General features: G+C 65.7%; 9 protein-coding genes. 4 read left to right on the top strand and 5 right to left on the bottom strand.

The features are described from left to right. Window positions 1-3,378, bottom strand: a 3,378-nt coding sequence (gene purL / locus QE494_RS11295; RefSeq protein ID WP_300043393.1) for a phosphoribosylformylglycinamidine synthase, incomplete at its 3' end; no start/stop codon positions are given. A gap of 101 nt (window positions 3,379-3,479) precedes the next feature. On the opposite strand from purL, the gene map reads away from it, so the two are divergent. Together map and QE494_RS11285 are read left to right on the top strand one after the other, a co-directional pair. Beyond that, window positions 3,480-4,283, top strand: a complete 804-nt coding sequence (map, locus tag QE494_RS11290; RefSeq protein WP_300043391.1) for a type I methionyl aminopeptidase — start codon at window positions 3,480-3,482, stop codon at window positions 4,281-4,283. Between the two features lie 48 nt (window positions 4,284-4,331). Then, window positions 4,332-6,983: a [protein-PII] uridylyltransferase gene (locus QE494_RS11285; protein ID WP_300043389.1), complete on the top strand. Its 2,652-nt coding sequence runs from the start codon at window positions 4,332-4,334 to the stop codon at window positions 6,981-6,983. Here QE494_RS11285 and QE494_RS11280 read toward each other — a convergent pair whose 3' ends face one another. Together QE494_RS11280 and QE494_RS11275 are read right to left on the bottom strand one after the other, a co-directional pair. Then, complete coding sequence (locus QE494_RS11280) at window positions 6,984-7,787, bottom strand: HpcH/HpaI aldolase/citrate lyase family protein (protein ID WP_300043388.1); 804 nt, start codon at window positions 7,785-7,787, stop codon at window positions 6,984-6,986. A gap of 42 nt (window positions 7,788-7,829) precedes the next feature. Continuing rightward, the gene (locus QE494_RS11275; RefSeq protein ID WP_300043387.1) at window positions 7,830-8,783 is read right to left on the bottom strand and encodes a hydroxyacid dehydrogenase; all 954 of its coding nucleotides are present in this window, start codon (window positions 8,781-8,783) and stop codon (window positions 7,830-7,832) included. 173 nt (window positions 8,784-8,956) lie between these two features. Between QE494_RS11275 and QE494_RS11270 the strand changes: the two genes are divergently transcribed. Both QE494_RS11270 and QE494_RS11265 read left to right on the top strand, forming a co-directional pair. Next, window positions 8,957-9,946, top strand: coding sequence for a tripartite tricarboxylate transporter substrate binding protein (locus QE494_RS11270; RefSeq protein WP_300043386.1), 990 nt, complete (start codon window positions 8,957-8,959; stop codon window positions 9,944-9,946). Between the two features lie 25 nt (window positions 9,947-9,971). Next, window positions 9,972-10,823 carry a TauD/TfdA family dioxygenase gene (locus QE494_RS11265; protein WP_300043385.1) on the top strand — a complete coding sequence of 284 codons (852 nt, stop codon included), beginning with the start codon at window positions 9,972-9,974 and terminating at the stop codon, window positions 10,821-10,823. A gap of 106 nt (window positions 10,824-10,929) precedes the next feature. On the opposite strand, the gene def is transcribed toward QE494_RS11265, so the two are convergent. Next, on the bottom strand, window positions 10,930-11,469 hold the full coding sequence (gene def / locus QE494_RS11260) for a peptide deformylase (protein ID WP_300043383.1): 540 nt from the start codon (window positions 11,467-11,469) through the stop codon (window positions 10,930-10,932). Between the two features lie 35 nt (window positions 11,470-11,504). Then, window positions 11,505-12,545 (bottom strand): dipeptidase, encoded by a 1,041-nt coding sequence (locus QE494_RS11255; RefSeq protein WP_300043381.1) that lies wholly within the window; start codon window positions 12,543-12,545, stop codon window positions 11,505-11,507. Between the last annotated feature and the right edge of the window lie 103 nt (window positions 12,546-12,648).

Raw genomic sequence — 12,648 nt, 5'->3', positions numbered from 1 at the left:
AGCCAGCGTGGCGCGCCCAGTCTGCAGGTCGGTCATGTGCACGTCGACCGCCTCGAAGCCGGCGAGGTTGAAGCAGTAGCCCATTTCCACATGGGAGTTGACGCCCTGCTCGCGCAAGATGGCCACGCGGGGCCGGGCGAGGTTGAGATACGGCGCGGCCACGTCGTCGGTGGCGTCGAAGCTGGGCGCAAATTGCAGGCCCGGGTCGGTGGGGTCGCCGGCGGCGGCGTGCTCCTGGTCGGCGCAAGCGGGGTTGTCCCGCTGCTGGCAGATCTTCCAGCTCACGCTGTCCCAGACCTGGTGCAGGTCGGGCAGCTTGGCCGAGAACACCGCCTTGGTGTCACGCCAGACCTGCAGCTCGCCCTTGCCCACCGCAATCGCCGAGGACGCAGGGCGGGTCATGCCGACAAAGTGGCTGTGGCGCGACAGGCCATGGGCGCGCAGCACCTGCATCACCTCGTTGCGCACCGCGGTGGGCACCTGGAGCAGCACCCCCAGTTCCTCGTTGAACAGGGCCTTGAGGGTGAGTTCCTCGCGCCGCGCGCTCACCTGCCCCGCCCAGTTCTTGGCGTCGCCATGGTCGGCCCGGCTGTCGGTGATGCCGTCGCCCTCGGTAACCAGCATGTCCACATTGAGCGAGACGCCCACCTGGCCGGCAAAGCCCATCTCGGCGGCAGCTGCCAACAGGCCTCCGTCGCTGCGGTCGTGGTAGGCGAGGATCCGGCCCTCAGCGCGCAGCTGGTTGACTGCGTTGACCAGATGAACCAGGTCTTGTGCATCGTCGAGGTCGGGCACCTCGCCGCCGGGCTGATTGAGCACCTGGGCCAGGATCGACCCCCCCATGCGCATTCGGCCCTTGCCCAGATCAACCAGCACGAGGGTGCTGTCCTGCTGCGCATCCAACTGGGGGGTGAGCGTGCCCCGTACATCGGAGAGGCTGGCAAAGGCGGTGATGACCAGGCTCACCGGAGAGGTGACCTTCTTCGTCTCGCCGCCCTCCTGCCACTGGGTGCGCATGGACAGGCTGTCCTTGCCCACCGGGATGGAGATGCCCAGCGCCGGGCACAGTTCCATCCCGACGGCCCGCACGGTGTCATAGAGGGCCGCGTCTTCGCCCGGTTCGCCGCAGGCGGCCATCCAGTTGGCGGAGAGCTTGACCTTGGGAAGTTCGATGGGAGCGGCCAGCAGGTTGGTGATGGCTTCTGCCACCGCCATGCGGCCCGAGGCCGGGCCATCGACCGAGGCCAGTGGGGTGCGTTCACCCATGGCCATGGCCTCGCCGGCAAAGCCCCGGTAGTCGGCCAGGGTCACCGCCACGTCGGCCACCGGCACCTGCCAGGGTCCGACCATCTGGTCGCGGTGGGTCATGGCGCCCACGGTACGGTCGCCGATGGTGATCAAAAAGCGCTTCGATGCCACCGTGGGGTGCGAGAGGACGCGGATCACCGAGTCTGGCAGGCTCACCCCATCGAGCTGCAGGGGCGCAACGCTGCGCGCCAGGCGCGCGACCTTGCGGTGCATCTTGGGTGCCTTGCCCAGAAGGACTTCCATCGGCATGTCCACCGCGGCGTTCTGGTCGTCGGCCACCACCAGCTGACGCTCGGCGGTCGCGACGCCCACCACCGCGAAGGGGCAGCGCTCACGCTCACAGAAACTGCGGAACTGGGCGAGCGACTCCGGCGCGATCGCCATCACGTAGCGCTCCTGGCTCTCGTTGCACCAAATCTCCTTCGGGGCCAGACCGGTTTCCTCCAGCGGCACCTGGGAAAGATCGAAGCGCGCGCCGCGCCCGGCGTCGTTCGTGAGCTCGGGGAAAGCGTTGGACAAGCCGCCCGCACCCACGTCGTGAATGGCGAGGATGGGGTTGTTCTCGCCCAAATTCCAGCAGTGGTTGATGACCTCCTGCGCCCGGCGCTCGATCTCGGGGTTGCCGCGCTGCACCGAGTCAAAGTCAAGCTCGGCGGCATTGGTGCCGGTCGCCATGGAACTGGCCGCGCCACCGCCCATGCCGATGCGCATGCCAGGGCCGCCCAGTTGCACCAGCAGGGTGCGGGGCGGGAACTCGATCTTGTGGGTGAGGCCCGCGTCAATACCGCCCAGGCCGCCGGCAATCATGATGGGCTTGTGGTAGCCGCGTACCACTCCGTCCACCACCTGCTCGTACTCGCGGAAGTAGCCCGCCAGGTTGGGCCGGCCAAACTCGTTGTTGAAAGCCGCACCGCCCAAGGGGCCCTCGGTCATGATCTGCAGCGGGCTGGCGATGTGCGCCGGCTTGCCATACGAGGGCGCTTGCGGCGCCTCCCACAGACGTGAAACCGAGAAACCGGTCACCCCGGCTTTGGGGCGCGAGCCCCGGCCGGTGGCGCCCTCGTCGCGGATCTCGCCGCCGGCACCGGTGGAGGCCCCAGGAAAAGGCGAGATCGCGGTCGGGTGGTTGTGTGTCTCCACCTTCATCAGCACATGCTGGGTGGCCCTGCGTCCTTGGTAGGTCGCAGGCCCGCCTTCAGCCTGGGGCTGGGGCAGGAACAGCTCGACCTCATGGCCTTCCATGACGGCGGCATTGTCCGAATAGGCCACCACCGTGTGCTGGGGATGCTTTTGGTGGGTGTTGCGGATCATCCCGAACAGGCTCAGGTCTTGGTCCTGGCCGTCGATGGTGAAGCGCGCGTTGAAGATCTTGTGCCGGCAATGCTCGCTGTTGGCCTGGGCGAACATCATCAGCTCGACATCGGTCGGGTTGCGCCCCAGCTTCTGGAAGGCCGCCACCAGGTAGTCCATCTCGTCGTCGGCCAGCGCTAAGCCGAAGCGGATGTTGGCCGCCTCCAAGGCGCCTCGGCCACCCGCGAGCAGGTCCACCCGCTCCATGGCTGGCGCCTGCAAGGCGGTGAACAGGGCGTGGGCCTGCGCCCGGTCCTGCACCACCGACTCGGTCATGCGGTCATGAAGAAGGGCAGCCACCGCCGCCATCTGCTCCGGGTTCATGCCGGCCTTGCCGGACAGCCAGCCGAACTGAGGATGGACCCGGTATTCGACGATGCGCTCGACCCGCCGCAGACCCAGGCCGCAGTTGTGGGCGATGTCGGTGGCCTTGGAGGCCCAGGGAGAAACGGTGCCCAGACGGGGCGTGACCAGCACCACCTCGCCGCTCTCGTCCTTCGCGCGGGCCAGGGGCTCGGCCGGGTCGCCATAGGTGAGGAGGGCCGCCAGGCGCTCACGGGCGCTGGCGTCGGGCGCCTGCTCCCAGGCAGCCAAATGGATGAAGCGGGCCGACAGGCCCAGGATGCGTTCGTGGACAGCCTGCAGGCGGGGAAGCAGCTGCTGGACGCGGAAGGCGCTGAGCGCCTGACCGCCCTCGAATTCGGAGATGTGCAGGGTCACGTTGGGGCCTGTTCGAGCAACCCGGCATTTTACCGGGCGGCTGCGGAATCAGGCTCCGACAGCCTCCGGGGCGGCGCAGCCCCGTCTGGGATAATCGTTCCATGAGCATCACTTACAAGGACGCCGCCGAGATCGAAGGCATGCGCACCGCCTGCCGGCTGGCCTCTGAGGTCCTGGATTACCTGACCCCGCTGATCCAGCCGGGCATCACCACCCTCGAGATCGACCGCCTGGCCTCTGAGTGCATGCAAAAACAGGGCAGCGTCTCAGCCACCCTGGGCTACCAGCCGCCGGGTTACCCTCCCTACCCTGCCTCGCTGTGCACCTCGGTCAACCATGTGGTTTGCCACGGCATCCCGAACGAAAAGCCCCTGAAAAAGGGCGATATCGTCAACGTGGACGTCACCGTCATCAAGGACGGCTGGTACGGCGACACCTCCCGCATGTTCGTCGTCGGCGATGCCTCCATCGCCGCCAAGCGCCTGGTGCAGCTCACCTTCGAGGCCATGTGGCATGGCATCGTCAAGGTCAAGCCTGGCATCCGCCTGGGAGACATTGGCCACGCCATTCAGAAGTTCGCCGAGGGAAACGGTTTTTCCGTGGTGCGCGAGTTCTGCGGCCATGGCATCGGCCGCAAATTCCACGAGGAGCCCCAGGTGCTGCATTACGGCCGGCCCGGCACCCTCGAGGAGCTCAAACCCGGCATGACCTTCACCATCGAGCCCATGATCAACCTGGGCCGTCGCGAGGTGAAGGAGCACGGCAATGACGGCTGGACCATCGTCACCCGCGACCGCTCGCTCTCCGCCCAATGGGAGCACACGGTGCTGGTCACCGAAACCGGCTACGAGGTTCTCACCCTCTCGGCGGGCAGCCCGCCGCCGCCGGCTTTTGTAGCCGCTTGATCCGACCGGCTCACCCGACGTCCCGATGAAGTCAGACCGGACGAGCCCATGAACGCAAACGGCACCCTGCCTACCCCGTTGTCAACGGCCGACCTGGCAAGCCTGCGGGACGATTGGCGCGCCCGCAAGGCGGCCTGTCTGGCGCCGCTGAAGACAACTGGGGCGTCGGCGCGGGGCATCCACCGGGTGCTTCGGGGCCTGACCCGCGAGGCTGACGCCACGCTGCGTACCCTGTGGGCCCGATCGGGCTTGCCCGCCAGCTTCACCCTGGTGGCCGTGGGCGGCTACGGGCGGGGCGAGCTGTTTCCGCACTCGGACATCGACGTGCTGCTGCTGATGCCGGACGGCACGCAGCCGGGCGCGGACCCGGCGCTGCAGACCAGGCTCGAATCCTTCATCGGCAACTGCTGGGACGCCGGTCTGGAAATCGGCTCGAGCGTACGCACCCTCTCCGAATGCCTGGAGCAGGCAGCCGGCGACGTCACGGTACAGACTTCGCTGCTCGAATCGCGGCGCGTCGCGGGACACACTGGCCTGTACCGCACCTACCAGGCCCGCTTTGCCGCCGCGATGGACCCGCACGCCTTCTTCATCGCCAAAACGGCGGAGATGCGCCAGCGGCACACCAAGTACGAGAACACGCCCTACTCGCTCGAACCCAATGTGAAAGAGTCACCCGGCGGCCTGCGGGACTTGCAGGTCATCCTCTGGGTGGCGCGTGCCGCCGGCTTGGGTCAAACCTGGGATGAACTGGCCCGCAAGGGACTGGCTACTGCCTTCGAAGCCCGGCAAATCAAACGCAACGAGGCCTTGTTGTCGTTGCTGCGCGCGCGCTTGCACCTGATTGCCGGCCGACGCGAGGACCGGCTGGTCTTCGACCTGCAGACGGCGGTGGCCGAGTCCTTTGGTGACGAGGGTCGCACCAGCGAGAGCGGACGGCTGATCGAGCGCGCCAGCGAGGTGCTGATGCGGCGCTTTTACTGGGCGGCCAAGGCGGTGACCCAGCTCAATCAGATCTTGCTGCTCAATATCGAGGAGCGGCTCAAGCCCGAGCAGCATGTGCCGCAGGCGATCAACGCGCGGTTTGCCAACAACGCGGGCCTGATCGAGGTCTGTGCCGACGACCTGTACCTGCGTGAGCCGCACGCCATCCTGGAGACATTCCTTGTCTACCAGACCACGCCGGGCGTCAATGGCCTGTCGGCGCGAACCCTGCGCGCCCTATACAACGCGCGCCGGGTCATGGACGGGCGCTTTCGCGCCGACCCCGTCAACCGGGAGACTTTCCGCAAGATCCTGATGGAGCATGAGGGCATCACCCACGCCATGCGCCTGATGAACCAGACCTCGGTGCTGGGGCGCTACCTGTGGGCCTTCCGACGCATCGTGGGCCAGATGCAGCATGACCTGTTCCACGTCTACACGGTAGACCAGCACATTCTGATGGTGCTGCGGAACGTGCGGCGCTTCTTCATCCCCGAGCATGCCCACGAGTACCCCTTCTGCTCGCAGTTGGCGGGCGGCTGGGACAAGCCCTGGCTGCTGTTTGTTGCCGCCTTGTTCCACGACATCGCCAAGGGCCGTGGCGGCGACCACTCCGACCTGGGCGGGTACGAGGTGCGCACCTTCTGCCGGCAGCACCGCATCGGCCGCGAAGACGCGCAGCTGATCGAGTTTCTGGTGCGCGAGCACCTGACCATGAGCCATATCGCGCAGAAGCAAGACCTGTCAGACCCCGAGGTGATCGGGCGTTTCGCCCAGCGCGTGGGCAACGAGCGCAACCTCACTGCGCTTTATCTGCTCACAGTGGCTGATATCCGCGGCACCAGCCCCAAGGTCTGGAACGCCTGGAAAGGCAAGCTGCTGGAAGACCTGTACAGGTTCACCGTCCGCGCCCTGGGCGGGCGGGCACCGGACCGCGACGCCGAGGTGGCCTCGCGCCAGCGCGAGGCGCTGGTGCAGCTGGGCCTGTACGCCGTGCCTCACGACGCCCACAAGACGCTATGGTCCACGCTGGACGTGAGTTATTTCATGCGCCACGACGCCAGCGAGATCGCCTGGCACACCCGACATGTCTCGCGTCACCTGGCCGGCCTTGAAGGCGGCGCCCCCGGCGATCCGCTGGTGCGGGCCCGGGTGTCGCCCCTGGGCGAGGGGCTGCAGGTGCTGGTCTACACGCCCGACCAGGCCGACCTGTTCGCCCGCATCTGCGGCTACTTCGATCAGGCAGGCTTTTCCATTCTGGATGCACGCATCCACACCACCCAGGACCAGCGTGCACTGGACACCTTCCAGGTGGTCAGCCCCTCGCTGCCAGACCATTACCGGGAGCTGGTCTCGATGGGGGAAGCCGGTCTCGGTCAGGTGCTGGCGGAGGCTGGGCCGCTGCCGGGGCCCAGCCGCGGACGCGTGTCACGCCGGGTCAAGAGCTTCCCGATCGCGCCGCGCGTCACGTTGGCCCCCGACGAGAAAGCCCAGCGCTGGCTGCTGTCCATCTCGGCGAGCGACCGGGTGGGCCTGCTGTACTCGGTGGCCCGGGTGCTGGCGCGGCACCGGATCAACCTGAAACTGGCCAAGGTTTCAACCCTGGGCGAGCGCGTCGAGGACACCTTCCTGATCGACGGGCCCGAGCTGCAGCAAAGCCGAGCGCAGATCGAGATCGAGACCGAATTGCTCGAAACGCTGGCCTCGCCGGCCTGACTACTTGTTGCCCGCGGCCAGTGCTTCGCGCACACCGCCCACCCATTCCTGGGCGGAGGCCATGAGGAAGCTGATGTCGGTCTGGGTGGTCACGAACTGAGCGCCACTGCGAATGGCATTGACCTGGCGCTCCACATTCCGGTTGCCACCGCAGCCAGCAAACTTGCCGTGCTTGCGGGCCACCTCGATCACCCGCGCCTGCGCAGCCACCACCTCGGGGTCGTCGAACTTGCCGGCCTTGCCAATGTTGGCGGCAAAGTCGTTCGTCCCCATGTGAATCACGTCGATGCCAGGCACTGCGCAAATCTCTTCGATGTTGGCCAAGCCTTCGGCGGTCTCGATCATGCACACCAACAAGCAGGCCTCATTGAGTTCTTCGACGGCCTGCGACAGCGGCACCGACTTGTAGTCGAAATGCGGGTAGCCGCCCACCACGGAGCGCTTGCCTAAAGGCGCAAAGCGGCAGACGTCGACGGCCTTCTGCGCCTCTTTGGCGTTGTTGATATCGGGGTAGACGATGCCGGTGACAGCGTTGTCCAGCAGCAAAGACACGTCGGGGTCGTTGATGCCCTTGACCCGCACCAGGGGTGCGATGCCGATGGCCAGCGCGGCCTGGGCGATGTGATGGATGGTCTCCAGGTTGAAGACCGAGTGCTGGGTATCAATGAAGATGAAGTCGTGGCCACTGGCCTTGGCCACCCGTGCGATGTCGGCGGAGCGACCGAGGCGGATGTTCATACCAAGCGCGGCATCGCCGGCGCGCAGGCGTTGCTTGACGGGATTGACGGGAAGAAGTTGGGGCATGGTCAGTCTGACTTTGGGGGGGTGATTGGAATGCGGGCGGACTCAGGCGACGCGGGACAGCGGCTCGCCGCCCTCGAGAATCTTGAGGAGTTCCTGCGCGACCTGCAGGGAGGCCATCTCCTGGGTCTCTCGGGTGCCGCCGGCCGCATGCGGCGTGGCCACCACGGTGGGCAGGGACAGCAGCGGGTGGCTGGCGTCGGGCGGCTCACGCTCCTCCCAAACGTCGATGCCGGCACCGAAGGTATGGCCGTCGCGGATGGATTCATACAGGGCCTGCTCGTCGACGACACCGCCGCGGGAGACGTTCACCACGATGGCGCCGGGGGGCATGGCGGCCAGCTCCGCGCGGCCCAGCATGTGTCGCGTGACATCGGTCAGAGGCACATGGACGCTCACCAGGTCGAGGCGCGGCCAGAGGGCGGCCAGGTCGTGCACGCGCTCATGAGGGATCGCAGCCCAGGGGTCGCGCGCGGGTGAGGCTGGCTGGTAGAACGGGTCGTAGGCGAGGATCTTGCAGCCGAGGGCGGCTTGGAACGTGGCTGCGACACGAACGCCAATATTGCCCATGCCGATCACGCCCACCGTCTTTCCCTGCAAGGCAATGCCCAGAAACTTGGGACGCTCGATCGGATCGCCGGCGCGCACCATACGGTCCAACTGCCCGAGCCGGCGGGAGACCGCCAGGGCCAACGCCAGCGTCATTTCGCAGACGGCATCCGCATTGATGCCAGGCGTGTTGGCCACCACGATGCCTTTGGCTGCTGCGGCCTTCAAATCGATGGCTTCAATGCCCACGCCCTGCTTGACGATGGCACGCAACTTTTTGGCGCGCTGCATCTCGTCTGCGGTCATCGGCTTCATGCGAATCATGACGCCGTCGGCGTCTTCATGCCAGTTTGCCGAGCGCGGGTCGTTAAAGTGAATCACCTCCGCCCGGGATGCCAGCCATTGCGGACCCGCGGGGTGAAAGGCGTCGAGCACGTAGATCTTTTTCATGGTCGAGTCGATACAAGGGTTACTGCAGCCGGTTGGCGAAAATCCTAGGTACGGTTCGGACGCGCCCGCGGTATATATCGGAAGTCAAAATTCATTCGCTGTCCATTCCGACATCTTATTCGCAACGAGGGCCCGAGCCCGCGCCCACCTCACGCGTTAACAGGAGACCAAACATGACCCAGAACAGCTCTCGCCTCACCCGGCGCCAATTCCAATCGGCCCTCGCCGGCGGCATCGGCGCCCTGGCCGCCTGGCCGGCCAGCCAGGCCCTCGCCCAAGACGGCAAGCCGATCAAGATCATCATTCCCTTCGCCACTGGCGGCAGCAACGACATCGTTGGACGCGTCCTGGCCCAACAACTGTCGATCCGCCTCAAGCGCTCGGTGGTGGTCGAAAACGTGCTCGGGGGTGGCGGCAGCATCGGCGCTGCCAACGCAGCTCGCGCGGAGCCCGATGGCAACACGCTGCTGCTCATTTCGTCGACCTTCACCATGAACTCGGCCGTCATGAAGCTGCCGTTTGACCCGGTGAAGTCCTTCACCCCGATCGCCATGCTGGGCATGGGCCCGAGCGTGGTGGTCGCCAATTCCGCCTTCCCGCCCAACACGATGAAAGAGTTGGTCGAATACACCAAGAAGAACAGGGGCGTGGTCAATTTCAGCACCTCGGGTGCCGCCAGCTTCCAGCACTTCGCCGTCGAGTTGATCAAGACCAAGACCGGCGCCGACATCACCCTGATCCACTACAAAGGCGGCGGCCCGGCCCTCAACGACGTCGCCGCCGGCCATGTGCAGGCCACCTTGGGTAGCTACATCCAGATGCAGCCCATGCTGCAGGCGGGCAAGGTCAAGCTCCTGGGCGTGGCCTCTGCCAAGCGCATCGACCTGATTCCGGATGTGCCCACCCTGAAAGAAGGCGGTATCGACGTCGAAGTGGGCAACTGGTGGGGGCTGCTCGCACCGGCCAACACACCCACCGCCTTGGTCGATTCTCTCAACAAGGAAATCAACGCGGTGTTGACCTCTCCCGACATCAAGAAGCGCCTGGCCGGCGAAGGCGCTGATCCCACGCCGATGTCTCGGGCCGACTTCGCCCGCCTGATGGCCGACGAAACCCAGCGCTGGGCAGCCGTTGCCAAGCAGACTTCCATCAAGGTCGATTGAGTCAAACGCCAAGGAGCTTGCGGGAATGACGATCCAGACCAAGAAGGCGGACGCGGTGATCGGCATGGAGGTGACGGGCCTGGACCTGTCCAAGCCGCTGTCGACCGACGAACGCGCCGAAATCAACCGGCTGCTGGCCGAGCATGCGGTGCTGTGCTTCCCGGGCCAGCAGCTCGATCCGCCGCAGTTCATGGCTGCGATCGGAAACTTCGGCCCGCTCATGCCCCAGCAGCATGACAAGTTCACGCTGCCGGACTACCCGATGGTCGGGTTCAACTCCACCCGTGACCTGCCTCGCAAGAACGGCAAGCTGCAGGTCCGCGGGGAGAACTATCACACCGACCACTCCAACTTCCCGGTGCCCCCCAAAGCCACCGCACTGCACGCGCTGGAGATTCCCTCTTATGGCGGCGACACCCAGTTTGTCGACGTGCGCCGCGCCTTTGACGACCTCGACGAGGCGGCCAAAGCCGAATGCAATAAACGCTTCTCCGTGCATGTCCACCAGAGCTCGCGCAGCCCGCGCAGTTTCATCGCACTGAACGAAGAGCAACTGGCCAAGATCCCCAGGACCCGCCAGCCCCTGGTGATTCGCCACCCCGACAGTGGGCGTCCCGCCGTCTACCTCAACACCGGGCGCATGGAGGGCGTGGAGGGGATGCCCGACGACGAGGGCTATGCGCTGATCGAAAAGCTGTACGAGCACGCGATCCAGCCCAGGTACGAGTACCGCCACAAGTGGCGCGTCGGCGACGTGGTGATCTGGGACAACCGCAGCGTGATGCACCAGGCCAACGCCGACTACGACCCCGAGGAGTTCCGCTACCTCATTCGGCTCATGGTGGAGGGTGTGGCCTTGGAGCCGGCGTTTCACTGACCCTGGACCTGCGAGGGGGCCATGACCCGCTCGTGAACGGGAACGGGAATGGGAACGCGAATGGAAATGGCATCGGCATCGGCGACGGCAATGCCAAGGACGGGCGTCAGTCGTCTTCTCCGGCGTCCAAGCCAGGAAACAGGACCTCGGTAAAACCGAAGCGGCTGAAGTCGCGCACCCGCATCGGGTAGAGCACCCCCTGCAGGTGGTCGCACTCGTGCTGCACCACCCGGGCGTGAAAGCCCTCGACCACGCGGTCGATGGGTTCGCCGAACGGGTCAAAGCCGGTGTAGCGGATCTTTTTCCAGCGCGGCACCACGCCGCGCAAGCCGGGCACCGACAGGCAGCCTTCCCAGCCTTCTTCTTCCTCGGCGCCCAGGGGTTCGATCACCGGATTGACCAGCACCGTGCGGGGCACGATGGGCGCATCCGGGTAGCGCGGGTTGGGTGCGTCTGTGCCGAAGATCACCAGTTGCAAATCGACCCCGATCTGCGGCGCGGCCAACCCGGCGCCGTTGGCTGCGGCCATGGTGTCAAACATGTCGCGTACCAGCCAGTGCAGGTCGTCGGTATCGAATTCGGTCACAGGCTGGGCCACTCGCAGCAAGCGCGGGTCGCCCATTTTGAGGATGGTGTGGACGGTCATGAACCCGATTGTGGTCCTTGTGCAGGGCGAGAAAGCTAGACCCTGCGCCCCTCCATCGCCAGCCGCAGGCAGCGCTGGTAGTTACCGAAAGCAACCGCTCGCAGAACCTTCTCCTCCACGCCCCGACGGGCCAGGATGTCCACGACCTTGCGCAGATCAAGCAACTGGTCGATCACCGCGCCAGAGGGCAGACCATCCTCGTCAGAGCCGAACATCACATGCTCAGGGCCCAGCAGCGACACCATGCGGATGATCTCGCTGGCATAGCCATCGAGGCCACCACCACCAAAGGAGGAACCCAAGCCCCACAAGCCGATCGAGCCGCCCTTGCCCGCGATCTTCCTTGCGTGGGCCAGCGCAAGACCCCGAGCCCTCCAGCCGCCGACGGTCCAGCTGGGTTCGCTGCCAGTGACAAAGCCATGCGACCAGATCATCGGCACGCGGGATATCTCCAGGGCCTGGTCGATCGCGTTGCCCGACGAATGCGCGAGGTCGACCAGCATGCCCTCGTCGTTGAGTGCACGGACGAGGCGCTTGCCGAAATCAGACAAGCCCCCATGCAGGGGGCGCTCGGTCTGCAAATCACCGACCGGGCTTTGGACATAGTGCACCAGCTGCACATGCCTGATGCCCTGCGCGTACGCCAGCGCCAGGCCCTCGAGCGAGCCCTCCAGAAAGTCTGCCCCCTCGGTGGTCAGAACGATGGAGGGCTCGGCGCTTGATTTGGTTAGGTCCTCAAGCGTCCGCACAACGGGGACGTTACCCAGGATGGCCGAGTTGGCACTGAGGATCTGTATCCGATACGACATTGCAAGCTCGCCGGGTTTGACCGGGCGCGCCTGTTCGATACCGCGGGGGGTGGTGCACAAGAAAGGCGCGTCGGGAACAATGGTCCAGGACAGCAGGTGGACACCCGATTCGCGCAGCAGCGTCGCCAGCTTCGGAACCGAATCCGTGTTCTTCCGAAGTAGGCCCAGGTGGTTGTGTGCATCGGCAATCGGCATGGGCGACTGCGCAGGGGCCAAAGGCGTTGCCGCCGCAAGGGTCAGGTAGGCCAGCAGGTTGCGTCGTTGCACAAGAGAGCTCCGCTCATTTGGTCGAGGTCATTTTGACAGCTTCAACCACGGACGGAGCAAGACCGGGCTCCCATGAGCGCCCGACTCCATGGGCTCTGGACTC

It is taken from the genome of Ramlibacter sp. (genome assembly GCF_029866045.1).
In the GTDB taxonomy this organism is placed as follows: domain Bacteria; phylum Pseudomonadota; class Gammaproteobacteria; order Burkholderiales; family Burkholderiaceae_C; genus Ramlibacter.
This window is presented reverse-complemented; position numbering and strand designations above follow the sequence as displayed.